22 protein-coding genes are annotated in these 24,313 nt (G+C 52.1%); 1 reads left to right on the top strand and 21 read right to left on the bottom strand.

Going from position 1 to position 24,313, the window contains the following annotated elements:
* Nucleotides 1-33: 33 nt before the first annotated feature.
* The 21 genes from galF to wza all read right to left on the bottom strand — a co-directional run bounded on the left by galF (nt 34) and on the right by wza (nt 23,765).
* Nucleotides 34-927: a UTP--glucose-1-phosphate uridylyltransferase GalF gene (galF, locus tag ACJHX7_RS11445; protein WP_410231607.1), complete on the bottom strand. Its 894-nt coding sequence runs from the start codon at nt 925-927 to the stop codon at nt 34-36.
* A 174-nt stretch (nt 928-1,101) separates the two neighbouring features.
* Nucleotides 1,102-2,496, bottom strand: a complete 1,395-nt coding sequence (gene wcaM, locus ACJHX7_RS11440; protein WP_410231605.1) for a colanic acid biosynthesis protein WcaM — start codon at nt 2,494-2,496, stop codon at nt 1,102-1,104.
* Between the two features lie 10 nt (nt 2,497-2,506).
* Nucleotides 2,507-3,727, bottom strand: coding sequence for a colanic acid biosynthesis glycosyltransferase WcaL (wcaL, locus tag ACJHX7_RS11435; protein ID WP_094029860.1), 1,221 nt, complete (start codon nt 3,725-3,727; stop codon nt 2,507-2,509).
* Nucleotides 3,724-5,004: a colanic acid biosynthesis pyruvyl transferase WcaK gene (gene wcaK, locus ACJHX7_RS11430; RefSeq protein ID WP_094029899.1), complete on the bottom strand. Its 1,281-nt coding sequence runs from the start codon at nt 5,002-5,004 to the stop codon at nt 3,724-3,726. Before wcaK ends, wcaL begins: the two co-directional genes overlap by 4 nt.
* Nucleotides 5,005-5,076: 72 nt before the next feature.
* The gene (wzxC, locus tag ACJHX7_RS11425; protein WP_000058490.1) at nt 5,077-6,555 is read right to left on the bottom strand and encodes a colanic acid undecaprenyl disphosphate flippase WzxC; all 1,479 of its coding nucleotides are present in this window, start codon (nt 6,553-6,555) and stop codon (nt 5,077-5,079) included.
* A 1-nt stretch (nt 6,556) separates the two neighbouring features.
* Entirely contained in the window at nt 6,557-7,951 is a 1,395-nt protein-coding gene (gene wcaJ, locus ACJHX7_RS11420) for an undecaprenyl-phosphate glucose phosphotransferase (protein ID WP_000183120.1), read from the bottom strand.
* 54 nt (nt 7,952-8,005) lie between these two features.
* Nucleotides 8,006-9,376 carry a colanic acid biosynthesis phosphomannomutase CpsG gene (gene cpsG / locus ACJHX7_RS11415; RefSeq protein ID WP_094029859.1) on the bottom strand — a complete coding sequence of 457 codons (1,371 nt, stop codon included), beginning with the start codon at nt 9,374-9,376 and terminating at the stop codon, nt 8,006-8,008.
* Between the two features lie 192 nt (nt 9,377-9,568).
* Nucleotides 9,569-11,005, bottom strand: a complete 1,437-nt coding sequence (gene cpsB, locus ACJHX7_RS11410; RefSeq protein WP_094029858.1) for a mannose-1-phosphate guanyltransferase — start codon at nt 11,003-11,005, stop codon at nt 9,569-9,571.
* A gap of 2 nt (nt 11,006-11,007) precedes the next feature.
* Nucleotides 11,008-12,231, bottom strand: a complete 1,224-nt coding sequence (gene wcaI, locus ACJHX7_RS11405; RefSeq protein ID WP_000699685.1) for a colanic acid biosynthesis fucosyltransferase WcaI — start codon at nt 12,229-12,231, stop codon at nt 11,008-11,010.
* A complete protein-coding gene (gene gmm, locus ACJHX7_RS11400; RefSeq protein ID WP_014639637.1) occupies nt 12,228-12,707 on the bottom strand; it encodes a GDP-mannose mannosyl hydrolase in 480 nt (159 codons plus the stop codon). Before gmm ends, wcaI begins: the two co-directional genes overlap by 4 nt.
* A gap of 2 nt (nt 12,708-12,709) precedes the next feature.
* Complete coding sequence (fcl, locus tag ACJHX7_RS11395) at nt 12,710-13,675, bottom strand: GDP-L-fucose synthase (protein ID WP_000043606.1); 966 nt, start codon at nt 13,673-13,675, stop codon at nt 12,710-12,712.
* A gap of 2 nt (nt 13,676-13,677) precedes the next feature.
* Nucleotides 13,678-14,799: a GDP-mannose 4,6-dehydratase gene (gene gmd / locus ACJHX7_RS11390; RefSeq protein ID WP_000048190.1), complete on the bottom strand. Its 1,122-nt coding sequence runs from the start codon at nt 14,797-14,799 to the stop codon at nt 13,678-13,680.
* A gap of 26 nt (nt 14,800-14,825) precedes the next feature.
* Nucleotides 14,826-15,374, bottom strand: coding sequence for a colanic acid biosynthesis acetyltransferase WcaF (gene wcaF / locus ACJHX7_RS11385; RefSeq protein WP_094029857.1), 549 nt, complete (start codon nt 15,372-15,374; stop codon nt 14,826-14,828).
* 15 nt (nt 15,375-15,389) lie between these two features.
* Nucleotides 15,390-16,136, bottom strand: coding sequence for a colanic acid biosynthesis glycosyltransferase WcaE (gene wcaE / locus ACJHX7_RS11380; RefSeq protein ID WP_033559130.1), 747 nt, complete (start codon nt 16,134-16,136; stop codon nt 15,390-15,392).
* A gap of 10 nt (nt 16,137-16,146) precedes the next feature.
* Entirely contained in the window at nt 16,147-17,364 is a 1,218-nt protein-coding gene (gene wcaD, locus ACJHX7_RS11375; protein ID WP_000107834.1) for a colanic acid polymerase WcaD, read from the bottom strand.
* Nucleotides 17,339-18,556 (bottom strand): colanic acid biosynthesis glycosyltransferase WcaC, encoded by a 1,218-nt coding sequence (gene wcaC / locus ACJHX7_RS11370; RefSeq protein WP_033559127.1) that lies wholly within the window; start codon nt 18,554-18,556, stop codon nt 17,339-17,341. The genes wcaD and wcaC overlap by 26 nt, the downstream gene beginning before the upstream one ends.
* Nucleotides 18,553-19,041 (bottom strand): colanic acid biosynthesis acetyltransferase WcaB, encoded by a 489-nt coding sequence (gene wcaB, locus ACJHX7_RS11365; protein WP_000888714.1) that lies wholly within the window; start codon nt 19,039-19,041, stop codon nt 18,553-18,555. The genes wcaC and wcaB overlap by 4 nt, the downstream gene beginning before the upstream one ends.
* Before the next feature lie 2 nt (nt 19,042-19,043).
* Nucleotides 19,044-19,883, bottom strand: coding sequence for a colanic acid biosynthesis glycosyltransferase WcaA (gene wcaA / locus ACJHX7_RS11360; RefSeq protein ID WP_000654489.1), 840 nt, complete (start codon nt 19,881-19,883; stop codon nt 19,044-19,046).
* A gap of 128 nt (nt 19,884-20,011) precedes the next feature.
* Nucleotides 20,012-22,174, bottom strand: a complete 2,163-nt coding sequence (gene wzc, locus ACJHX7_RS11355; protein WP_094029855.1) for a tyrosine-protein kinase Wzc — start codon at nt 22,172-22,174, stop codon at nt 20,012-20,014.
* Between the two features lie 2 nt (nt 22,175-22,176).
* Nucleotides 22,177-22,620: a low molecular weight protein-tyrosine-phosphatase Wzb gene (gene wzb, locus ACJHX7_RS11350; protein WP_000482901.1), complete on the bottom strand. Its 444-nt coding sequence runs from the start codon at nt 22,618-22,620 to the stop codon at nt 22,177-22,179.
* A gap of 5 nt (nt 22,621-22,625) precedes the next feature.
* Complete coding sequence (gene wza / locus ACJHX7_RS11345) at nt 22,626-23,765, bottom strand: polysaccharide export protein Wza (protein ID WP_000978094.1); 1,140 nt, start codon at nt 23,763-23,765, stop codon at nt 22,626-22,628.
* A gap of 308 nt (nt 23,766-24,073) precedes the next feature.
* Between wza and ACJHX7_RS11340 the strand changes: the two genes are divergently transcribed.
* Nucleotides 24,074-24,223, top strand: coding sequence for a hypothetical protein (locus ACJHX7_RS11340; protein ID WP_157908349.1), 150 nt, complete (start codon nt 24,074-24,076; stop codon nt 24,221-24,223).
* The last annotated feature ends 90 nt before the right edge of the window (nt 24,224-24,313 follow it).

Raw genomic sequence — 24,313 nt, 5'->3', positions numbered from 1 at the left:
TCTTATCAACCGTTACATTCGGTTAGATTTTCATTATTCGCTTAACAGCTTCTCAATCCCTTTACGGAACTTCGCCCCTTCTTTCAGGTTGCGTAGTCCATACTTCACAAACGCCTGCATATAGCCCATTTTTTTACCGCAGTCGTAACTGTCGCCGGTCATCAGCATGGCATCAACGGACTGTTTTTTCGCCAGTTCAGCAATGGCATCAGTCAGCTGAATACGTCCCCATGCACCAGGCTGCGTGCGTTCAAGTTCCGGCCAAATATCGGCAGAAAGCACATAACGGCCCACGGCCATGATGTCTGAGTCCAGCGTCTGCGGCTGATCCGGTTTTTCGATAAATTCAACAATGCGGCTGACTTTACCCTCACGGTCCAGCGGCTCTTTAGTCTGGATGACGGAGTATTCAGAGAGATCGCCCGGCATACGTTTTGCCATCACCTGGCTGCGGCCCGTTTCATTGAAGCGCGCAATCATGGCAGCAAGGTTATAGCGCAGCGGGTCGGCGCTGGCGTCGTCGATCACAACGTCCGGCAGTACCACGACAAATGGATTGTCACCAATGGCGGGTCGTGCACACAAAATGGAGTGGCCTAAACCTAAAGGTTCGCCCTGACGCACGTTCATAATGGTCACGCCCGGCGGACAGATGGACTGTACTTCCGCCAGCAGTTGACGCTTCACGCGCAGTTCAAGAAGAGATTCTAATTCATAAGAGGTGTCGAAGTGGTTTTCGACCGCGTTCTTGGACGCGTGAGTTACCAGGAGGATTTCTTTGATCCCTGCAGCCACAATCTCGTCAACAATGTACTGAATCATTGGCTTGTCGACGATCGGTAGCATCTCTTTGGGTATCGCCTTAGTGGCAGGCAACATATGCATCCCAAGACCCGCTACAGGAATAACTGCTTTTAAATTCGTCATTATTTCATCCACCTGTAAAATGGTTGCTGAATTATAGCTTGTTCGATTTTTTTCGCCAGCATCAATTACCCTGAATTGATTACTGAATTACTTGTGATGTTACGCCGCTTCGTTGTGGATTGCAGTAGCATTGTTCCTAAGTATGGCTCCATTTTTCCAGGAATGGTCGCAAATCTACTCCCTCCGTTCCGGCAATCTAAAGTTAATCTTTGCCACATTAACAATATGGTGATTAATCCTGTCGATATCGACGGAGCTTTGTCCTTTTTCATTCACCGCATGAACATTTGCAAGAGACAGCAGTGTTTCTTTTTTCGCCATAAACATGCCGCGAACGTCTTTGCGCATGTCGAAGTTCATGCTCAATGCGGGTCCAACAGAGGATTCCTGCATCACTTTGATATTTCGCATAAAAAGATGTTGCGGTTTGTTGTGTAACTCCAGCGACGCACGCTTCACCTCAATGTTAGTCAGTGCCACAAAGGAGACAGCATTCCCGGCGGAGATTTGGATGCCGCGCAATTTATAAGCAAGATGGGTGTTATCCAGTTGAATATTATTCACTCGGAAATTTTGCGGTATCGAAAGATATTTGCCTTTAATTACCCCATAGCCAATTAACATCCCGGCGCTATTAATCATTTCAATATTATCAATCACGAAATTGTCACAACCGTAAATAGCAACCGTGGCGTTATCAATACCTGCTTTCTTACTGAAATCCGGCGTGATATTACGAGCTTTGATATTACGGATAACAAAATGTTTGCCATTTTCAACATGGATCAATTGCCGACAATCTGATCCCGTGATATTCGCAACGACAAAGTTTTTCACTGCCTGGTTTTCCGGATAATTATTATCGTAAGTACTTCCTGCCAGTCCTATGCCAATACCCCAGTTGATTTTGCCGTTAGTACAGTTGATGCGCTCGATGACATGGTCGGATATCAAAATGTCGCGATCATTGATTGCTACATTCCATTCAATGGCGTCGCCCTGTAAGTCGCTGAACTTACAATTGGTGATGTTGGCACCGATAATCTGGTTATGAAATCCCTGGCGTAAAATGGCGTAATTAGCGTGGCTGACGGTCAGGTTATCGATGGTCAAGTTGCGCATGACGCGTTTATTTTTGCCGCCGATATAAATCTGCGTTACCGGGCCAAAACCGCTCATCGCCAACCCTTTGATGATGCAGTCAGAACCGCGCACATCCAGGGTGATGTTATGCATACGGCCGCCCTTCTCCCCTGTCACCTGGCTGCCGTCTTGTAAGACAAAACGCCCTCTGCCGTTGCCGCGCAGGCTTCCCTGGATGTGTAACGTTTTGCCGGGGGGGATGAAGATGCCAGTGTTGATATTGTCACAAACCAATCCGGCAGGCACGACGACTGTTTGCCCTTCGCTGAAGGCTTGTTTAAATGAGGCGATCCAGTCGTGTGGGTTGTAGTCGTTAATGTTAACGCTTTGTCGGGCGGGAAGTGCACGGGCGAAAGGGGTATGGAGGAAGGCAAGCGCCGAGCTTGCCGTCAGGAATGTGCGTCGGGAGAGTTTTTTAAATGGCATACGTTCTCCTCTATAAAGCCTGCAGCAAGCTGGCGAGTTCTAGGTTAATCACCTGCTGGTTAAAATCGTGTTCGACTTTTTCGCGCGCGCGTTTGACGACCGGAGCCAATTCGTCGGTGTCCAGTTGGCTAAACGCCGCCAGTCGTTGCGCCAGTGCACGAGCATCGTTCTCAGGCACCAGCCAGCCGGATTTATCGGCCTCCACCAGTTCCGGTATTCCGCTATGCAGAGTGGAAACTACTGGAATACCGACCGCCATCGCTTCCATCAGCGCTACCGGAATGCCTTCCATATCGCCATCCGCGCCCGTTACCGATGGCAACAGGAAGACATCCGCGTCGTCGAGCATCGCTTTCACTTCGTGGCTCGGTTTAAAGCCCGGCATCTCTACCACATCTTCCAGTTGATATAGTTCGATGAGGGTGCGCAGGCGTCGTTCCCACGGGCCAATGCCGAGGATGCGATAGCGAAATGCCACGCCCTGCTCTTTCAGCTGACGGCAGGCTTCAATCGCCACATGCAGGCCTTTTTTCTCGGTTAAGCGTGCGACAGATATGATTTCCAGCGGCGTTGCGGGCGCTTTCACCGGACGCGGGCTAAAGCGCGTCATGTCCACGCCCATGCGCGATACGGCGATTTTTTCCCTCGGGCAGCCCATTTTTTGCAGCCTTCCGGCCCACAGATCGCTTATCGGTAGCATCAGGTCGCCACGGCGAAACAGTTGTTGATATTCGGGGGTGTAGTGGTTGAGCACTTCCCGACTGGAGATATCAATGCCGTGGAAAATGGTGGCAATTTTGCCGCGAATGACACCCAGTTCCCGTAGTTTTGCTGCGGTTACCCCCGCAGGGCCAAAATGAGCGATGAACACATCGGCATGAAACGGTGTTGCGACCTGGCCGCAAATGGCAGACAAAATCAGGTTCCGCGACTCGGCACCATAGCGTTTGAGGTTGAGCGCCTGCCAGGTATTTTTACGATGAATGCCGCGTAAGGTCTGGCTGGCGCGGTGGCGCAGCTTCGCCACTTTGCCCGTAGGTTCGTCCTGTAACCAGCGGGTTCTGGCGGCAAGGTTGTATTTCGTCCATGCCGCGTGGGTGTTCTGGGTGTCGCCTTTTTGCAGCGCGACAATCTCCACCTCAAAGCCCATATCAATAAACGCAGTGATTTGGTTAAGAACGAAGGTTTCCGACGACAGCGGAAATTTCAATAAGAAGAAGCCGACCTTCATTTCGCCTCCCCGATGCGCTCAAGCACAGATTTCACCATCTGCATTCCTGTCTGACGCTCACGACTGACGGCTTCGTTAAGTCGTGTATTCAGCGCAGGAAGCTGGCCTAAGGTATCCGCAACCATCGCTTGCAGGCTGCCGTCTAATAAATGACGGATATCAATTGCCATCTCTGGTAGCCCCAGTTGTTGCATAATCCCGGCGGATTTATGTTCATAGTTGATGGCAATCGCCGGAGTGGCAAAGTTCATCGAGATAATGGCAGAGTGCAAGCGCGTACCGACGGTGAGTTCACAGGCACCGAGGATTTTGCCCATTTCCAGATCGTTGAGTTCATCCATCACCACGTGATAACGAGCAGGATCGCTGATGTGCTGGCGCAGGTTGAGCGCCACCATGCGGTCGTCTTTGTTATAGCTGTCGATACCCGTACAGGTGGAGAGCGCAATCACCTGATACCCTTCATCGAGAATGCGATTGACCACCCCGGCAAAGGCTTTTTCATACGCTTGCTGAGTGGTGCCGAGACGTTTGTCGAACGGTGCCAGTTCGCGCAGGGTAATTGCTACCGTTTTCTGTTGTGCGGCAACGTCCAGCCAGTGTTGAACGGCATAGCTGGCGGTGAAGTCTTCTGTGTGGTGATCGACCAGCCACGCGGTATCGACGCCATGTTCAACTTTTGCGGTAGTGATATTGCTGCGTTTCATCAAATCAAGGCTGACCGGTTCGCGCAGGATCAGCGCGTCGCAGTGACCGAATACGTAGTTCGCCAGTTGGTTAAATTGCTCATCCTGGAATGGACCAACGCTGTGACCAATCATAAATAGCGGCTTTTTCGCCATGAAAGTGCAAAGCGCGTGTTCAAACTGCGGAACGCCGTAGAGATCGACAAAAAACGATCCGCCGACCTGAATAATGGCGTCGTAACCTGACAGCAGGCGCACGAAGTCGGTGAATCCCTGGGCGATGGCGATATTACGCAGCTTGCCAGTGTCGGTGACGCGTGAGAGCAATACCTGGTGCTGGTAGCGGCGACGGAGAACTTTTTTAACGCGCCCAACCACGCCCGCCGCGCTGTTGTGTTGTTTCATTTGCAGGAACAGCGGATCGCCCATTACCGGACGGTTGAGCAGCCAGGAAGAACTGACCGGATAGCGACTCATCACGTCCACTTCGGCGTGTGGATTGAGGATGTTGATGGCATCAAGTAAGCCGCGCAGGATGGCGCTGTCGCCGCGATTGCCGCAAGTGTGGTTGCCCAGAATAAGTAATTTCATTTTTTCCTCATAAATTTGATGCCAGGTGAGGCTATGTTTGTTGTGTTCGTTGCCGGAACCGAAAACAGCCATTCACCCCGCCCGTAAAAGCATTTTCATTTTTTCGCTGCGACAAAACTGACGCTTCACTTCCACTACCAGCGGATGGCGTGACAGCACAATCATCACCACAAACGCCAGCACGCCTGCGGCTATTTGCACCGCCAGCAGCATCCCCAGCGCCAGTTGCCCTTTCAGCACAATGCCCAGTGCATAACTGACCGCCAGCGTCGGCAGCGAGAGATAAAACGGCAGCCATAAACTCAGGATGTACTGGCGATAACTGGAACCAAGAACCGGTTTAATCATCACGAAATAGCTCAGAATGGTGTTGATAATCTGCACCAGCAGGAAACCGAGCGTGACGCCGATTGCGCCCGCCATCTGCCCACCAATAACAATCGCCGGAATAAACAGAAATGTTTTGAATACGTTGAATTTAAAGCTGATATCGACCCGCGCTTTCGCCATCAGTAGCGAACCAATGGGGTTACCCACGGAGCGCAGTAGCCCCACCACACACAGCAATTGCAGCACCGGAATAATGCTGTTCCACTTTTCGCCGAATACCAGCGGTACGAAGTTATTCGACACCACCATCAGCCCCAGCAGCGCCGGAAAGTTGATAATCCCCACCACCGACAGCAGCTTGTAGAAGTTAACACGCAGCTTTTCGGTATCGTCCTGAATTTTGGCGAATGCCGGAAACAACACGCGGGTGATGATGGGGTTCAGCTTCATCGGTGGCACAACGGCCACGTTGTACGCCAGGTTGTACCCCCCTGCCACGCCCGCGCCGAGAATACGCGCCAGCACCAGCGTTGAAAGGTTGGTGTTGAGATAGTTGATGATGCTGTCCGCCGTCAGCCAGGCACCAAAACGTAAGTTTGGTGCCACCGACGCCAGCGAGAAATGAAGACCGGGGCGATAAATTTTGCGGCCAAAGTAGCCAAACAGCAGCGTTCTTACCGCACTATTGACCAGATAACCGAGGATCGCGGTCATCGCCAGCGGCCAGAAATGGGCGCTAACCACCGTAAAAGTGAAGCCCGCCAGCACCGCGCTGGTTTCGATCATGCCGATTTTGTTGAACTCCAGCTCTTTTTGCATCAACGCGCGGAACTGCTGCCCGTGGGGGATCACCACAAACGCCAGCGACAATGTTTTAATCAACGGTGCCAGGTCCGGGTTATTCAGCACGTCGCCGATGAGATCACTCAACAAAAACACCGCCACACACACCACAAGCCCCAGCCCAACGTTCAGCCAGTACAACGTGGTAAGTTCCAGGTGACTGATTTCTTTTCGCTGAATAATCGAGTTAGCGATACCGAAGTCAGAAAGCGTATCTGCCAGCGCGATAATCACCAGCGACACGGTAAGCAGGCCGAACTGGTGGTTGTCGATAATCCGCGCCAGCACGGTCATCTGCACCAGCCCGAGGCCGATGATGATCACCGTGGCAATCGCCGACCACTTCGCGCCGCTGATGGTTTTTTCACGTAAGCTCATATCAATATGCCGCTTTGTTAACGAAGCCTTTGAATACCGTCAGGAAAACGATTTTGATATCGAACCAGACGCTCCATTCGCGGATGTACTCAAGGTCGAACTCGACGCGTTTTTCCATTTTCTCCAGCGTGTCGGTTTCGCCGCGCCAGCCGTTAATCTGCGCCCAGCCGGTAATGCCCGGTTTCACCTTATGGCGCAGCATGTAGCCTTCAATGAGCTGTCGATACTGTTCGTTATGCGCCACCGCGTGCGGACGTGGACCGACAATCGACATCCCGCCAGTCAGCACATTGATAAACTGCGGCAATTCGTCCAGCGAGGTGCGGCGCAGAAAGTTCCCCACTTTGGTGACGCGCGGATCGTTCTGCGTCGCCTGAGTCACCACTTTGTCGTTCTCCATCACTTTCATCGAACGGAACTTCCACACTTTGATCGGCTTGCCATCCATGCCATAGCGAGTCTGGCGGAAAATAACCGGTCCTGGTGAACTGAGTTTTACCGCCAGCGCAATACAGCACAGCACCGGGGAGATCAGCAGCAGAATAAGCGTCGCCAGCACAATATCTTCCGCACGTTTTAGCAGGCGGTTAACCCCGGAAAGCGGCGTGTCATACAGCGGCACCACCGGTACGCCGTTCATCTCTTCGATACGGGAATGGAGAATGTTGAAGGTAAAGACATCGGGGATCAGCAGCACCGAACAGGTGGTGTCCGCCAGTTGATGGACCAGTTTTTTCACTCGCGCGCCGTCGCACATCTGCATCGCGATATAGACGTTATGAATCTTGCCCGCTTTCGCATCCTCGACCAGTTGTTGCAGATTGCCCGCCCAGTCGTTAGAAACGCCGCCCGGTTTCGGGTCGTGGTAAACGCCCACCACTTCAAACCCTAACCACGGCTGATTACGGAAGCTCTCCATCAGCATTTGTCCGGCGGCTAAATCCCCCGCTACGGCGACCATACGCTTGTTATAGCCATGATTACGCAGCCAGCCCGCCCCAATACGAATACATGAACGGCAAACCACCAGTCCGATGCTGGTCAGCCCATACCACGCCAGCCAGATTTTCAGTTGCGTGTCGAAATCATTATTGAACGCCACCAGTCCGGCGCTGAAAATCACGCTTAAGGTCCAGTTTTGTAGCAGCAGGGCAAATTCTGTCGCTGCCCGAACACCGCGCCATGAGCGATAAAAATCGGTGATGCCGCCCAGCATCTGGAACACCACCAGCGTAATCAGCGCCACCAACAGGTGCATGTAGAGGAATGACAGGCCGCTCACTTCGCAAACCAGCCATAGTCCGGCAAACATGATGGTGATATCTGAAAAGCGTTGCACCATAGAGATTAACGATGCATTGGTTTTCGCTCGCTCGCGCTTTTTTAGATTTGTCATCGTTGTTCCTGTTATTAGCCCCTTACCCGCAATGGGGTAAGGGAAGATCCGACATTACTCGTTCAGCAACGTCAGCAGAGTTCGCGTTCGCGCTTCCATCAGCGGCACATCACCGCGCGATTCCACATTCAACCGCACCACCGGCTCGGTGTTGGAGGAGCGCAGATTAAAGCGCCAGTCGGCAAAGGTCATGCTGATGCCATCGGTGCGATCCACCGCCAGCGCCTCGCGGCTAAAATGCTGTTCGACGCGATTAATCGCCTCAACGGGTTGCGCCAGTTTGCTGTTGATCTCACCGCTTGCCGGAAACGCCGCCATCCGGTCGCGTACCAGTTCGCCCAGCGTTTTTCCTTTCAGGCACACCAGTTCGGCTACCAGCAGCCATGGGATCATGCCGCTGTCGCAGTAAGCGAAATCACGGAAATAGTGGTGGGCGCTCATTTCGCCACCGTAGATGGCGTCTTCCTTGCGCATCCGTTCTTTAATAAAGGCGTGTCCGGTTTTCGACATTACCGGGGTGCCGCCTGCGGCAGTCACCACATCAACGGTGTTCCAGGAGAGACGTGGATCGTGGATGATCTTCGCGCCGGAATTTTTTTCGAGGAATGCTTCTGCCAGCAGGCCGACAATGTAGTAGCCCTCGATAAACTGCCCTTTTTCGTCAAACAGGAAACAGCGGTCAAAATCGCCATCAAAGGCAATGCCCATATCCGCGCCGTGTTTGATGACCGCATTGCGGGTGTCGTCGCGGCATTCCGGCAGCAGCGGGTTAGGAATACCGTTGGGGAAATTGCCGTCCGGCGTGTTGTGCACTTTGATCAATTCCACCGGTGCGCCGAGGGCATTAAAGCGGGCTTCGATGGCGTCCACCACCGGACCTGCTGCGCCGTTTCCGGAGTTGATCACCAGCTTGAGCGGCGTGAGGTTTTTGACATTGATATAACCGAACAGGTGATCAACGTAAGCGTCACGCAGGGTAATTTGCTGATAGCGACCACGTTTTGTTTCATCGACGGGGGGGAAGTTGTTGGCTTCTGCCAGGCGCTGGACGTCGCGCAGTCCGGTATCGCCGCTGATCGGGCGAGCCCCTTCGCGCACCAGCTTCATGCCGTTGTAATCCATCGGGTTATGGCTGGCGGTAACTTCGATGCCGCCATCCACGCCGAGATGGAACGTGGCGAAATAGATCTCTTCGGTGCCGGACATGCCAATATCCAGCACATCGACGCCCGCATCCTGTAAACCTTTCGCCAGCGCCAGTTTTAAGATTTCGCTGGTGAGGCGGACATCACCGCCTAACACAATGGTTTTCGGTTTGAGAAATTCGCCATAAGCGCGACCAATGCGCCAGGCAATATCCTCATTCAGTTCTTCGCCTAATTTCCCGCGAATATCATAGGCTTTAAAGCAGGTTAATTTTTTCATATCGTTACCCTTTTTCAGGCAATAGTTGGCCCTGACCGAAACGGCCAATTTTGTTTTTGTCGTTATTTACATCGCGGTTTCGCATTCATTGCCTGATGCGACGCTGCCGCGTCTTATCAGGCCTACAAACCCGAACCGTAGGTCGGATAAGGCGTTCACGCCGCATCCGACAAACAGCGCCTGATGCGAGGTTTACACCCGTCCGTAGCGATCCGCGAAGCGCACCACATCATCCTCTTCGAGATAAGAGCCGGAGCGCACTTCAATTAAATCGAGCGGAATTTTCCCCGGGTTTTCCAGGCAGTGCGTCGCCCCCAGCGGAATATAAATGGACTCGTTTTCACCAAGCAGTTTGATATCACCGTCAATAGTGACTTTTGCCGTTCCTGCGACAACCACCCAGTGTTCCGCGCGGTGATGATGCATCTGTACCGACAAGCCTTCGCCCGGTTTCACGGTGATGCGTTTCACCTGGTAGCGGTCGCCCGCGTCGATAGAGTCATATTTGCCCCACGGACGATACACTTCGCGATGCACCCGATGCTCATGGCGACCATCGGCTTTGATCTGCTCGACCACTTTTTTCACATCCTGCACCGCATTACGGTCGGCAATCAGCACTGCATCTTTGGTCTGCACTACCACCAAATCTTTCACCCCGACGGTGGTGACCAGGCCAGATTCGGCATACACATAGCTGTTTTCAGTTTTGTGATTAATCACATCGCCGTGGCAAACGTTGCCCTCGGCGGTGTGGGCGCTGATCTCCCATAATGAAGACCAGGAACCGACATCGCTCCAGCCCGCATCCATCGGCACCACAACGGCATCTGCCGTACGTTCCATAACCGCGTAATCCACCGACTCTTCCGGGCAGGCAAGAAACGCCTCTTCATCCACACGAATAAAATCGAGATCCGGATCGACGGCGCTCATCGCTTTTTCGCAGGCGTCGAGAATATCCGGGCGATATTTTTCCAGTTCTTCGAGATAGCGTCCGGCGCGGAACAGGAACATACCGCTGTTCCAGTAATATTCGCCGCTTGCCACATAGGCCTGGGCGGTTTCCAGATTCGGTTTTTCGACAAACTGCGCCACTTCAAAGGCCACCGCATCCTGCTCACCCGCCGACACTTCACCGCGACGAATATAGCCATATCCGGTTTCAGGTAGATCCGGCACAATGCCGAAGGTCACCAGCTTGCCCGCTTCGGCATACGGCATGGCATTACGCACGGCGGCACGGAACGCGTCTTCATCGGCAATCACATGATCCGCCGCCAGCACCAGCATTAATGGGTCGTTCTCCGGGCTATGACGTTTTGCCGCCAGCGCCGCCAGCGCAATGGCCGGTGCAGTGTTACGCCCTGCCGGTTCGAGAATAATGTTCTCGGTGAGTTTGTTCAGTTGACGCAGCTGTTCCGCGACAATAAAGCGGTGCTGCTCATTGCAAATCACCACCGGGCTTTCGCACTCCACGCCGTTCAGGCGGCAGATGGTGGTTTGCAGCATGGTGAGATCGCCTTTCAGGCATAAAAACTGCTTGGGGTAAAGTACGCGGGAAAGCGGCCATAAGCGGCTACCGGAGCCACCTGCCATCACAACTGGATAGAGTTTCGACTGCGCCATAATTATCCCCGAATATCATTTATAAATTGACGTAACACGTTCTCTTTATCGAGCGTGCGTTCGGCATATTCACGTGCCACCGTGTTGTGTTTGGGCAGCAGGAGCGCCTGACGGATCCCCGCCACCAGCGCCTCGACCGATTCCGGCTCTACGCAAACCGCAATGCCCGGAAAGGTTTCGCAAAGCTGCCCCAGTTCTGTGTGGGCTTCTGCGGTAATCACCGCGTTACCGCCTACTGCCAGAATATTGGTCAGTTTCGACGGTAATACGGCATCTGCCGCGCCGCGTTTTTGCACTACCAGATGGCAATCGCCCATCTTCAGCAGTGCGGGTAAAGCGTCATACGATTGCAGCGGAAAAAATTGCATGTTGCGCAGTCCACGCTGCTGCGCCATTTTTTCCAGCCGCGCTTTGCCGCCGCCCTGCCCGACAATGGCAAAAATAAGCGGTTCATCGCGCAGGCGATCGGCAGCTTCAATAACGTTTTCCAGCCCCTGCTTTTCACCAATATTGCCGGAGTAAAGAATGATTTTTTTGTTATCCGGCAGGCCAAGCTGGTTACGAAGGGCGTCAACATCGGCGTCTGCAACATGTTGAAAACGGGCGATTTCCGACCAGTTGGGGAAGAAGATGACGTTTTCCGCCGCCACGCCTTTTTCGATAGCTTTATTCATCATCGAGCGCGAAATCGTGGAGACGTTATCGACGTTATGCAGTCCGCTACGTTCGAACGCCGTCGCCAGCTGTGCCACTTTGCCGCCTTTACTTTTTCCGGCAAGGCCCAGCCCCAGCATGGCGTCCACTTCGTAATCCTGAATATGTAGCACCGTGCGCGCACCAGACAGTTTCGCAAGCAGGCGCATTCCCGGCGTGCAAAACAGCGTTGGCACCACGCCGATAATGCGATCCGGCTTCCAGCGACGTTGCGCCATCAGCGGAAAGAAACTGCTGGCGGCAAAACTGCCGAGATGCAACAGGCGTTTCAGGGTGCTCGGCTGTTTTGGTACGTACAGCGGGCAGCGCCACACCGTGGCGGCCCCCTCTTCTCGTTTGTACCGCCAGGCGGAATAGTTCTCGCCCACCTGCCATTGCGGGTAGTAAGGCGGTGCGGTAATAACCCGCACCTCATGACCTTGTGCCGCCAGCCATTCCACCATCTCGCCGGTGTACTTGCCGATGCCGGTTAACTCCGGCGAGTAGTTAATGCCGTAGACCAGTATTTTCATAATCCGGGTACTCCGGCACGCTTCTCAGCGAGAAAATAGGCGCGGCTGTTAGCGTGAACATTGTCACTGGCGAGCAACGCGTCCGGCGTCAGCCAGCGGTAATCGTCATGCTGCTCATCCGGCAGTAACAGCTCTTCTTCCGCTACTCTGATGCGAAAACCGAGCACCACATAGTGAGTGGTAAAATCCGAGCCGGAGAAGTTATCGTCATAAAAGTGCTGCCAGACACCGTAAAACTGGCCTGCTGTTATCGGCAGACGCAACCCCAGTTCCGCAAGCGTCAGCCGCTCAAATGCGGCTTCCAGCGTTTCGTCTTTCTGCACGCGCCCTCCCGGCACAAACCAGTAACCCTGCGCCGGGCGGTTGGTTCTTTTGCCAAGCAGAAACTCGCCGCGACTGTTCTCGACAATAAAGTCGAGAGAGACAAGCGGTGTGGAGCGCACTACCGTGGCAAAGTCTTCCTGACGTAAAAACATCATTACCCCCGAAAGCGGTCTTGATTCTCAAGGAACCACTGGTAAGTGCTGGCAAGCCCCGCTTCCAGTGAGATTTCGTGATACCAGCCAAGCTGATGCAGGCGCGTCACATCCAGCAGTTTGCGCGGCGTACCATCCGGTTTACTGGCATCAAAAACCACCCGACCTTTGTAACCCACCACTTTGGCGATGGTTTGCGCCAGCTCGCGGATAGTGCAGTCAACGCCCGTGCCGACGTTAATGTGCGACAGCATCGGTTGGGTGTTCTCCAGCCAGACTTCGTGCGCCAGCTCCATCACATGAATGCTCGCCGCCGCCATATCATCGACGTGCAGAAATTCGCGCATCGGTGTACCGCTGCCCCACACCACCACGTCCGGTGCATTCTGTGCCGTCGCCTCGTGGAAGCGACGCAGCAATGCAGGGATCACATGCGAATTACTCGGGTGGAAGTTGTCATGCGGGCCATACAGGTTGGTCGGCATGACCGAGCGGTAATCGCGTCCATACTGGCGGTTGTAAGATTCGCACAGTTTGATCCCGGCGATTTTGGCAATAGCATAAGGCTCGTTAGTCGGCTCCAGCGTACCCTGCAATAACTCGCTTTCTGCCATCGGCTGTTTTGCCAGTTTCGGGTAGATACAGGACGATCCGAGAAACAGCAGTTTGTTCACGTCGTTCTGATGCGCGGCGTGAATGATGTTGCTCTCAATCATCATGTTCTGATAGATGAAATCCGCCGGATACGTGTTGTTGGCAACAATGCCGCCCACTTTCGCCGCCGCCAGATAGACCTGGTCAATACGTTCGCTGGCAAAGAAATCATGCACGGCGCGGCTGTCCAGCAGGTTCAGTTCATCGCGGGTGCGTAATACCAGCTCTACATCACCGCGCTGTTCGAGCTGCCGCCTGATGGCGGAACCGACCATCCCGCGATGGCCAGCAATAAAAATGCGTTGTTTACTCATGCTTATGACTCCAGCGCGATCGCCACGTCGTAGCCGTGAGATTTCAGCAGAGAGTGTTTTTTCGCCGCTTCGAGGTCATTAGCCACCATTTCAGACACCATCTCTCTGAGGGTGATTTCCGGTTTCCAGCCCAGTTTTTCGTGCGCTTTGGTCGGGTCGCCGAGCAGTGTTTCTACTTCAGCAGGACGGAAGTAGCGCGGGTCAACGGCGATAATCACATCACCCGGTTTAACGCCTGGTGCATCATGCCCGGTGACGGAAACCACAATGCCCTTCTCTTCAACGCCCGTGCCTTCAAAGCGCAGTTTGATGCCCAGCTGTGCCGCCGCCATTTCCACGAACTGACGTACGGAGTACTGAACGCCGGTGGCAATAACGAAATCTTCCGGTTGTTCCTGTTGCAGCATCATCCACTGCATTTTTACGTAGTCTTTGGCGTGGCCCCAGTCACGCAGGGAATCCATATTGCCGAGATACAGGCACGACTCCAGCCCCTGGGCGATATTGGCGATTGCGCGGGTGATTTTGCGGGTAACGAAGGTTTCGCCACGGCGCGGGGATTCATGGTTGAAGAGAATACCGTTGCAGGCGTACATGCCGTAGGATTCGCGGTAGTTAACGGTGATCCAGTAGGCGTACAGTTTGGCGACCGCATACGGAGATCGCGGGTAGAACGGCGTGGTTTCTTTCTGCGGAATTTCCTGCACCAGACCGTACAGTTCAGAGGTGGAAGCCTGATAGAAACGGGTTTTCTTTTCCAGACCGAGGAAGCGGATCGCCTCGAGCAGGCGCAGCGTACCCATCGCATCAACGTCTGCGGTATATTCCGGTGACTCAAAAGAAACCGCAACGTGGCTCATTGCCCCCAGGTTGTACACTTCATCCGGCTGCACTTCACGCAAAATGCGCGTCAGGTTGGAGGTATCACTCAGGTCGCCATAATGCAGATGGAATTTCGGGTTGCAGGTGTGCGGATCCTGATAAATGTGATCCACGCGCTCGGTGTTGAATGACGATGCACGACGCTTAATACCATGCACCTCGTAACCTTTTTCCAGCAGAAACTCTGCCAGGTAAGAACCGTCTTGTCCGGTTACACCGGTGATGAGAGCGACTTTTGACATGTCTTATTCCTCTGTATTTTTTGAATTTATTCAGTTTCAACGCGTTCGCGTATCACCACTGCGGGATTCCCCCGGCAAACCACATTTGCCGGAAGCGATTTAAAAACACTGCTTCGCGCACCCACGACGGTGCCGTCGCCGATCGTGACGCCAGGGGCAACAAAGACATCGGTTGCCAGCCAGCATTTCTCGCCAATCACAACAGGCGTGGCGTTAATGGTGAAATGTTGACTTGCATGGTCGTGGCTCCCGGTGCATAAATAACTTTTTTGCGATATCACCGAATGTGCGCCAATGGTTATTTCACCGAGGGTATATAAATTGACGTCATCGCCGACCCACGCGTAATCACCTAACGTTAATTTCCACGGATAGGTAATTTTTACTGACGGACGAATAACTACGTTTTTTCCTATTTTTGCGCCGAATAAACGTAATAAAAATGCCCGCCAGCGATACAATACTTGTGGAGACCAGGAAAATATTGTTGCCTGTACCGCCCACCATAATTGCACTTTAATAGCATTGCTGCCCCGGAACCCTTTCGGCACCGAGAACCCACTTAAATCCTGCATCGTTTTCCCTTATATTCAGCTTTTGTTATATAAGGCTTTCGTCTTTGAGGTAGTACGCTGGCGTAAATGCCAGGATAATTCTGCCCAGAAGCCAGGCACATGTAATATCTGCCGTTGGACTTTTTTGGCGTCAGCACATAATTCCATATTATTGGTGGTTGATACCCCACCCATAGAAAATTCAGACACCAGGCCATTGAGTTTTCTAAATGCATAACCAGCTTTATACATTTTGGCTGCCAGAGCGTAATCGGAAGAAACTTTATATTCCAGGTCATAACGCCATTTTTTCAAGCCGGATACCGGAAAAAATATCGCCTGATGACTGGCGGGCAGGCTGTGATAAATATACCAGCCCGGTTTGGCGCTACGTTTAATTTTATGCCCGTCGCCAAAATCCAGCAGCGCATCGCCGGTGATCATCATGTTATCTTTTTGCACTTTTAACTTACGGACAAAATTTGCGGCATCCTGATGAAAAATATCGCCTGAATTGAGAAACAGCGCGAACTTGCCTTGCGCCATTTCAATACCTTTGTTCATGGCGTCGTAGATACCGTTATCTGGTTCGCTGACAAAGCGTAGGTTATAGATACCATTGAGATTTTCCAGATACTCACGGGTGCCGTCGTTGGAACCGCCATCAACAACAATCCATTCGAAGCTGATAACGTCCGCCTGCGCCAGATGCGCCAGCGAGGCATGTGTTTTGACTATCCCTGCGAGGTTACGAAACGCGACAGTGATTATGCTAAGCAACATGTTCTTATTCTTACCTCGTAATATTTAACGCTTTTCGCAAAATAAACGGACAGACGATTAAAAATGCATATTCCGGGCTAAATATCGAACCGGTAAAAAACAGCGATACCGGAGTAAAAAGATATAATTGCACGCGAAAATTGCGGTTATCACCAAAAGCGTTGATCATCATTTTTATCACTTTCCCCATGTACCACAGTGATAAAAGCACCGCGAACCAGGAAAAATAAATAATCAGCAGATACAAACCATTGTCTATGGTTTTTCCGACATCCGCACCGTTAAATATTCCGAATGATGCGACATATTCATAAAGTGAGCCAAATCTGACTACACCGTCAATATGGGTTAAAGAATAACCGACCATCACCAGCGGACCGACAATACGATAATACGATGACGATCCTTCTGTACCTAAATCGCCCAGACGGGTGGAAATATAAGGGAACGCGATTACCACACCAACCAGGAATACAGCCAGAGAAATCAATGCTAACGGTAACTTTTTCTTAATCGCCTCTTTATTCAGATATTGAAATGCCCACTCCAGCAAATAAAAAAGGATAAAGGTCATAACCCCTGAAAACGATCCGGATAATATTATCCCTGCGAGAATCATAGCATCGGTTTTAGGCGTTTTGATACCAAACTGTTTGATGCTGAGCCAAATTGAGATTAATGCCAGAGCGAAAAATGCCGGTTCGAAATAAAGTGCTGTCGTGCGCTTGCCGCCGAATTTAATGAAATTCAGCACATAGCTGTTGCTGTAAATCAGATATTTCGAAATCGACTCCATAATACTGCTACCGCCGGTGAGGATAATTTGCGCCATCTCCACCGCCGCCAGCACCACCACCAACCCTACCACCAGATAAAAGAAACGTAATATCTTGCGATGGTTGTGTGGCGAAATCGTTTTAAAGCGAATACTCCACACCATGCCAATAATGATCACAATATAGACAAACAGCATGGTTGAAGTGACGTATTTACTGGCATCCAGCGACTGACCAAACAGGTAGTTAAACGCCGTGAGCCCCGCGCCAATCCCTAAGGCAATCATCAATTTTTTAACGCTGATGCGCTCTAAAAACAGCAGTAACAAGACAGGTAAAAAAGTGACGATGGTGATGGGGAAACTTTCGCCAAGCTGGGCGATTTTGACGTTAACCAGCAGGTAGATCAGCGGCAGCAGCAGGTAGCTACAGATTCTGATAGAAGTTGACATACTCCTCCAGCATCTGTTGTCCACTGTAGGCGGCGCGGCTGCGCTGGCTGAATTCAGCCAGCGTGGTACCAAATATCGCCTGTGCGATTTCCGGTTTGCTTAACTGCACCAGTTGCAGCACCTCTTCTTCGCTGACGGTTTTACCACCGGATTTTTGCAGCACTTCCCGCGCCGCATCGCTATGGGTGGCGATCACCGGCACGCCAATCGATAACGCCTCACACAAAATCAGCGGGTAGTTATCGACGCGAGAACTGAACACCAGCGCATCCATCTGATTGAGCACGCTCATTAACTTGCGCTTGTCAGTTTCAAAGCCGTGATTAACAACGTTACCAGCGGTGAACGGCGAGAACTTACCGAAAGTATGCAGTTCGATTTTGTCGCTCAGCGCCATCATCTCGCGCACCAGTTGCTGGTTAGTTTTGCCGTCGTAACGCAGATCATGCGCCACCACTGCGATTTTCGGCTTGCCCTGGGTTTCGCGCACCGGAGGCAGATCCGCCAGAATCGCTTCGGTTGCCATATCAATGCCATTATTGATAATCCGGCAACGCCCTGGACCGTACAGACTATTGAAAGCATCAGCCACATGCTGGCTGGGAGAAATAAACTGACAGCCCAGCGCCAGCATCTCGCGAAATAACTGCCGTTTGCCCGCCACCAGTTGGTGTGCGCGATCAATCTTCACCGGCGGATAATTATTTAAGGTCGGGCATTTCTGGCAGCCCGTTTTCCAGCCTTCGCAACCGTCGGTAAAGGCGCAGCGTCCGGTAACGCTCCAGTGGTCGTGCAGTGTCCAGACCAGAGTGACATCCGGTTTATGGTTTTTCACTTTTTCACAAAAGCGCACCACGCTCTTAAGATTCAACCAGTAGCTGTGCAGCACATGAAAATGCAGAACCACCGGGCCCGGTGTGCGAGTAATGGTGCGATATAACTCATTGAAATTGCCGAACAGATCGCGATTAAGCAGACGAAACAACGCAATGTTCGCCATCGCGGTCATCCGCGGCGTATGTTTGATGACCTGCGGATAGTTTTGATGGCTGACGCTCTCTTTGCCGCCTTTGCCGTAGCCGTAGACAAAATGTGACGCCAGCCCCTGTTGCAGCGCACGCTGGTGGAGATCTAACGCCACACCTGCGGCCCCGCCTTCCGCCAGTCGCACATTAAATTGCAGAATATTCATTTAATTACCTTCACTCGCGCTTTTTCTCCCACCACCAGCGCGTTGTCCGGGACAGAGTCGAGCACCACGCTGCCCGCGCCCACGGTGACGTTGTTACCAAGCGTGATATCACCAAGAATAATGACGTTGGCACCGAGTTCGACGCCGTTGCCAATGTGTGGACATGCCATGTTATCGGCACCACGATTGCCGATAGTGACGCCGTGGCGAATGGTGAAATCATCCCCCGCTACCACGTTTTTATTGATCACTACGGCGTAACCGTGATGGATAGTAAAGCGGCGGCCAATGGTCGCGGCGGCCTGGATTTCATAACCGAAAAAGCATTCGGTGATAATGCGATACAGCACCAGCAGCGGGGCCGCCCACAGATTGTTGAGGACGTTCTTTTTGCGCCACACCGAACAAAAATGAGCGGCGCGATAGGCAAGAACCATGCAGCACGGGCGTAAACTCCAGCTGTTGGCACGCAGATCTTCCAGCATCTTTAGCGCCCCCGAATACCATCAGCCAGACGTTTGCCGTTACGTACCGACAGCAGCGTCAACAAGGTGCGCCAGGTCATGCGTTTATTGCGGATCTGGTAGAGGGTAAAGAGCTGATATTTTTTGCTGGCGCGGTCGAATTTGTCTTTGTGCTTGCGGTAAAAGTGGAAGTATCCGGAGAATTTTTTCGGTGACGAGGTGATCTGCATTTCGCCGTGATTGATATGCAGGATCTGCGTCGCCTCTTCCACTTTCCACGGTTCGCCGTACTCCACCACCATCCGCAGGAAGATGTCGTAATCCTGTGCCGCTTTCAGTTTGGTATCGAACAAGCACTCTTTGAAACGCCACGCCCAGGTAAAGACCTGATTGCCAATGATATTGCGTTTGTAGAACAGGCGGCGTGAATACGGCGATTTGGGATACAGCGGCAAGCTTGCCGGTTGGGAATAGACTTCGCCCTGGCAAACGTAGTCGTTAGCGTACAAAAAGGCGTGAGTGACCAGTTGCTGTTTATGGGCGAGGAAGACGCTCAGGCGGTTGGGTGTCCATTCATCATCATCATCGATCCCGGTGATGTATTCCCCTTGCGCCAGCATAATCGCCTGGTTACGTACCGCGCACGCCCCGCTGTTAATGTCGTTGTGAATGTAAGTGATACGCGGATCGTTGAGGGCGGTGACGTACTGTTGTAGTTGTTCCCAGGAGGTGGAGCAATCATCCACGATAATCATCTCCCAGTTGTTGTAGTCCTGGCGCAGGACCGATTTTATCGCCCGAATCGCCAGTTGTTGGCGGTTCCAGGTCGGCATATAGATTGAGATCAGCGGATTGTCTTTCATAGGTTGTTCTCCCGGAGTGTCGAGATGTTCTGCCGGTTTATAAGCTTGTTTACGGGTTCTGTTGCCGGATGCGGCGTGAACGTAGGTCGGATAAGATGCGTCAGCATCGCATCCGACAACGGATCTCGTTATTTCGCATCCGACTTATATTCGTATTCGTAATAGCCATAATCCTGATACGCGCTGGCGCGGCGGAAGATGGAGTTCAGAATCACCCCTTTCACCGGAATACCGTTTTGCTCAAAGCGGCTCAGACTGGTTTCCACTTCTTTCAATGTGTTGACCGCATAACGCGCCACCATTAACGTGGTTCCGACATGACGACCAACAATTGCCGCATCGGTCACTGCCAGAATCGGCGGCGTATCAATCAACACCAGGTCGTAGTTTTTACTCGCCCAGTTCACCAGTTCGGCAAAGCGTTCGCTCATCAACAGTTCAGAAGGATTTGGCGGCACCTGACCGCGCGGGATCAGATCAAATTTGGCAATAGAGGTCGGTTTAGCAGCGGTAGTAATATCGCCCTGACCAATCAAAATTTCCGACAGGCCATTGACGTTATTGGTGCCCAACAGCTCGTGGGTGTAGCCTTTGCGCATATCGCAGTCGATCAACAACACCCGTTTATTGGTCTGACTGATCACCGCCGCCAGGTTAGCGCAGACAAAGGTTTTACCGATTGACGGGCTAACCCCGGTCATCATCAACACATTGTTCTGCGCCTGCATCATCGCGAAGTGCAGACTGGTACGCAGACTGCGGATGGCTTCAATCGCCAGATCGGTTGGATTCCCCACTGCCAGTAGCTGGCTTTGTTTATGGCGTTTAACCCCTTTGATGGTTTTAACGCTATCGCGCGCTTTCTGCCATTCCGACAGCGGGATGCTGGCATAGACGCTGATGCCATGTTCTTCCAGCACCTGCGGGCTTTCGATGCCGCGATTAAACAACGAGCGCAGCAGCACACCCACGATAGAGAGCATCAGGCCAAGGATAATCGCGCCGAGGATAATCAGCCCTTTCTTCGGTTTTAGCACGCCAGGCTGGGTGATTGCCGGGTCAACAATGCGCACATCGCCGACGGTGCTGGCTTCGGTGATTTTCAGCTCCTGCTCTTTATTCAGCAGTTGCATATAGACCTGCTGACCAGACTCGACATCGCGGGTCAGACGGACAATTTCCTGCTGGGTTTTCGGCATCGCCGTTACGCGACCGTTAAGTTTGGCTTTTTCGTCTTCCAGCGCCTGCCGTTTCTCCAGCAGCGTGCGGTACGCCGGGTGAACTTTGGTGTACAGCTTGGAGATTTCCGCCTCTTTAAAGGTCAGTTCGTTCAACTGCGCGTCGATGTTCACCATTGAATCAAGCACCGCTTTCGCTTCCAGCGGCAGATCAACAGAATCTTTATCCTGACGGAAGGCATTCAGTTTGTTTTCGGCAACATCAAGGCGGCTACGTACTTCCGGTAACTGTTGCGCGAGGAAAGCGAGGCTTTTCGACGCTTCCGCCGATTTGCGCTCAATATTTTGTTCCTGATAGTTACGGGCGATGCTGTTAAGAATGTCGCGGATCTGTTCGCGATCTTCACCGGTATAAGTCAGGCTCAGTACGCCTGCGTCTTTGCCGTTCTCCGTTACCGTCAGGCTGTTTTGCAGTTGGTTGATCATCCCCAGCGTGGAGTATTTGGTGACGGTAAACTCACTGCCCGGGCTGGCGTGAATGGCTTCAACCATCAGCGTGACGCCTTCTTTTTTCAGCATCTGGCCCGCTTGCCCACGAGCGCTAAAGCCGCCATCGCTGCTCAGAGTGTAGTTTTTATCGTCCAGCACATTAAGCGTAAACACCTGATCCGCCATCTCTTTCGGGCGGTTAAAGGTGGTCACTTTTACCGTCTCGTTCTGGCGTCCCATCAGGCGATCCCAGCCCGCACCGAAAATCGGGAACGTGTTTTTGCTCACTGCAATATCGAGGTCGAGATCGTCCACCGTTTTACCAAGCACCAGACGCGAACGAATCAACTGGATCTCGGCGTCCGATGCTGGCGGTTTGTTGGCTAATGCCGAACCAATGTCCTGCACTAACGAATTGCCGCTGTTTTGCTCGATTTGTACCAGTGCGTCGGCACTATAAATCGGCGTGGCGAAGAAGGTGTAAACCACGGCACAGAGGGCAAATACGGCGGTGATGCCAATTACCCACCAGCGCGCTTCAATGACGGTGCCGACCAGGCGACCAATATCGATTTCATCACTGCCCGTTACCGGAGCGGCATGTTGTTTTACTTTTTCTGTCATTCTTATACCTGCTCTGCGTTCAATGCCTGCGCCCACTGGCGGGCAGACCGTTCAAGTAATGTGTACACCGCTGCAAACGTTTCCCGGCTTTTGCGATACGGATCGGGGATTTCACATTCGTTATCCCAGTGACCAAACAGCATCACTTTGCCGCGCATCTCAGGTGCCATCTCGCATAAGCGTTCGATATGGCGCTTTTCCATGGTCAAAATCAGGTCGTAGTTGCGACACAGGCGACGGCTGATTTGCCGTGCACAGTGACCTTCCAGAGACAGTTGATGTTCTGCGGCGACGCTGATAGCAGTAGGGTCAGCGCCCTTACCGACCAGCGCGCCGAGTCCAGCGGACTCCACTTTCAGCTCCGGGTGATAACGTTGCAGTAAGCGTTCCGCCGTCGGGGAACGGCAAATATTGCCGACACAGACAACTAAGATGTTGTTAAACATGACGATTACCAGTTATGAATGTCGCTGGCTGTATCCGTCATGTAACGGACACCGCTAATAGTTGGCAGCAACTGATTGATCAGACGGTTCCAGCGGGATACCGGTGCGGTGGTGACATACACCACGTCATAAGGTTGCAGGCGGAATTCTGTCGCCATCACCAGCGACGTGGCATCGGACATATCCAGCTGGTAGATATTGGCAATCTTGCCGTTACGCCCGCCCTCGCCTTTCAACGGACGAATGACAAAGATGCCGCTGGCGTTGGAGGTGGTCATGTCGATACCTTCAGCATTACCCAGGGCTTCAGTCAGGGTCATGCCGCTAAAGTCCATTTTCAGGGTGCTCTGTTTCTTCACTTCACCCATCACAAACACTTTCAGATCATCATTACGCGGCACGTAGAGAATATCGCCGGGGTAAAGCAGTCGGTTCTGATTGAGGTCGCCGTTTTGCATCAGCGCCTGCAAAGAAATGCGCTCTTCACGACCATTGTGTGTTAGCACCACGTTGCGCCAGTCAGCGGTGTCGGTCAGGCCACCTGCGGCGTTGATGGCATCAAGAATGGTCAGTGGTACGTTGGTGATGGCCTGTTGACCGGATTTATTCACCTGACCTGAGATATACGCTTTTTGCGAGCGGAAGGCGGCGATATTAACGTCCACCTGCGGGTCAGCGATGTACGTCGCTAAGCGCCCGGTAATATCACTGCGGATTTCAGCGAGCGTTTTCCCCACCACGTGAACTTTGCCGATATACGGGTAGAACATGGTGCCGTCAGGCTGTACCCAGTTGCCGGTGTCGCTGGAGCTGCGGTACTGACCGGCTGGTGTGGTGAGTTCCGGGTGATCCCAGACGGTGACATTAAGAACGTCCCCCGGCCCGACGCGATACTGGTAATTCGCGATCTCGCTTTCCAGCGTCATATTGGGGCGCGCTACGTTGGGGCGTGGGCGTAATTGATCAATCAGGCGCGGGGTCAGCGGATAAACATTCACCATTTTGTCGAGATCGAAATCAGCGTCCTGCTGTTTGATGACGTCTTTCCCCATCGTCGACATATTGCTGCCCGGAAGTACTGTGCAACCGCTTATCAAGGTTACTGACACCAATAATGGCATCAATTTCATTTTGGATTTCATCATTGTTTATTTATCACTTTGGCAGAGTAATTATCCTGTGCACTATTAATAGCAATGTCGCCATGCACATTTACCTTGCAGTTAATTGAATAAAAATTTAACTGGCATCAGTCCTAAAAAAATTGATTTCATCCGCAGGCTATTGACAGAATAATTCAGACTGGTCTTTCAGGCATCCAGACACGCTACCGCCCCTGGCTTTTTAGCTACCAATACACTGATTTAGCTTAATTTTTCAAACCTTCTCTGCATACAGTCGTTGATGAGAAAGGGTTATTGCGGAAATTAATTTCCGAATATAAGGTGACATTATGGCAATTGAATATTGGCTCTCCAATAATGCAGGAGGAAGTGTTACAGCTAACGGAATAGCAGGCAAGGTAACAATTCGGCAATTGGCTATTTTTAAGAATTATATTAAGTGTCATTCAATATGGTTTTTAGGAGTTTCTTTAGGTTGACAATATTTAATATAGCGTCTCCACATGCGATATTTCTTAAATAACGTTTTATTATTACCACTTATAATTCGGGGATAATGTGAGGTTATA

Source organism: Escherichia sp. WS1451, from assembly GCF_046487365.1.
Lineage (GTDB): Bacteria > Pseudomonadota > Gammaproteobacteria > Enterobacterales > Enterobacteriaceae > Escherichia > Escherichia coli.
Note: the sequence above shows the minus strand (reverse complement) of the source record. Positions and strands in the feature narration are given on the sequence as shown.

What these genes read in the sequence shown, in the direction of transcription:
- gmm (WP_014639637.1), bottom strand. Translation starts at nt 12,707, where the DNA reads ATGTTTTTACGTCAGGAAGACTTTGCCACGGTAGTGCGCTCCACACCG.
- wcaK (WP_094029899.1), bottom strand. Translation starts at nt 5,004, where the DNA reads ATGAAATTACTTATTCTGGGCAACCACACTTGCGGCAATCGCGGCGAC.
- wcaM (WP_410231605.1), bottom strand. Translation starts at nt 2,496, where the DNA reads ATGCCATTTAAAAAACTCTCCCGACGCACATTCCTGACGGCAAGCTCG.
- fcl (WP_000043606.1), bottom strand. Translation starts at nt 13,675, where the DNA reads ATGAGTAAACAACGCATTTTTATTGCTGGCCATCGCGGGATGGTCGGT.
- cpsB (WP_094029858.1), bottom strand. Translation starts at nt 11,005, where the DNA reads ATGGCGCAGTCGAAACTCTATCCAGTTGTGATGGCAGGTGGCTCCGGT.
- wcaI (WP_000699685.1), bottom strand. Translation starts at nt 12,231, where the DNA reads ATGAAAATACTGGTCTACGGCATTAACTACTCGCCGGAGTTAACCGGC.
- wcaC (WP_033559127.1), bottom strand. Translation starts at nt 18,556, where the DNA reads ATGAATATTCTGCAATTTAATGTGCGACTGGCGGAAGGCGGGGCCGCA.
- wcaJ (WP_000183120.1), bottom strand. Translation starts at nt 7,951, where the DNA reads ATGACAAATCTAAAAAAGCGCGAGCGAGCGAAAACCAATGCATCGTTA.
- wcaL (WP_094029860.1), bottom strand. Translation starts at nt 3,727, where the DNA reads ATGAAGGTCGGCTTCTTCTTATTGAAATTTCCGCTGTCGTCGGAAACC.
- wcaA (WP_000654489.1), bottom strand. Translation starts at nt 19,883, where the DNA reads ATGAAAGACAATCCGCTGATCTCAATCTATATGCCGACCTGGAACCGC.
- wcaD (WP_000107834.1), bottom strand. Translation starts at nt 17,364, where the DNA reads ATGTCAACTTCTATCAGAATCTGTAGCTACCTGCTGCTGCCGCTGATC.
- ACJHX7_RS11340 (WP_157908349.1), top strand. Translation starts at nt 24,074, where the DNA reads ATGGCAATTGAATATTGGCTCTCCAATAATGCAGGAGGAAGTGTTACA.
- gmd (WP_000048190.1), bottom strand. Translation starts at nt 14,799, where the DNA reads ATGTCAAAAGTCGCTCTCATCACCGGTGTAACCGGACAAGACGGTTCT.
- wcaF (WP_094029857.1), bottom strand. Translation starts at nt 15,374, where the DNA reads ATGCAGGATTTAAGTGGGTTCTCGGTGCCGAAAGGGTTCCGGGGCAGC.
- wzb (WP_000482901.1), bottom strand. Translation starts at nt 22,620, where the DNA reads ATGTTTAACAACATCTTAGTTGTCTGTGTCGGCAATATTTGCCGTTCC.
- wzc (WP_094029855.1), bottom strand. Translation starts at nt 22,174, where the DNA reads ATGACAGAAAAAGTAAAACAACATGCCGCTCCGGTAACGGGCAGTGAT.
- wzxC (WP_000058490.1), bottom strand. Translation starts at nt 6,555, where the DNA reads ATGAGCTTACGTGAAAAAACCATCAGCGGCGCGAAGTGGTCGGCGATT.
- wcaB (WP_000888714.1), bottom strand. Translation starts at nt 19,041, where the DNA reads ATGCTGGAAGATCTGCGTGCCAACAGCTGGAGTTTACGCCCGTGCTGC.
- wcaE (WP_033559130.1), bottom strand. Translation starts at nt 16,136, where the DNA reads ATGTTGCTTAGCATAATCACTGTCGCGTTTCGTAACCTCGCAGGGATA.
- wza (WP_000978094.1), bottom strand. Translation starts at nt 23,765, where the DNA reads ATGATGAAATCCAAAATGAAATTGATGCCATTATTGGTGTCAGTAACC.
- galF (WP_410231607.1), bottom strand. Translation starts at nt 927, where the DNA reads ATGACGAATTTAAAAGCAGTTATTCCTGTAGCGGGTCTTGGGATGCAT.
- cpsG (WP_094029859.1), bottom strand. Translation starts at nt 9,376, where the DNA reads ATGAAAAAATTAACCTGCTTTAAAGCCTATGATATTCGCGGGAAATTA.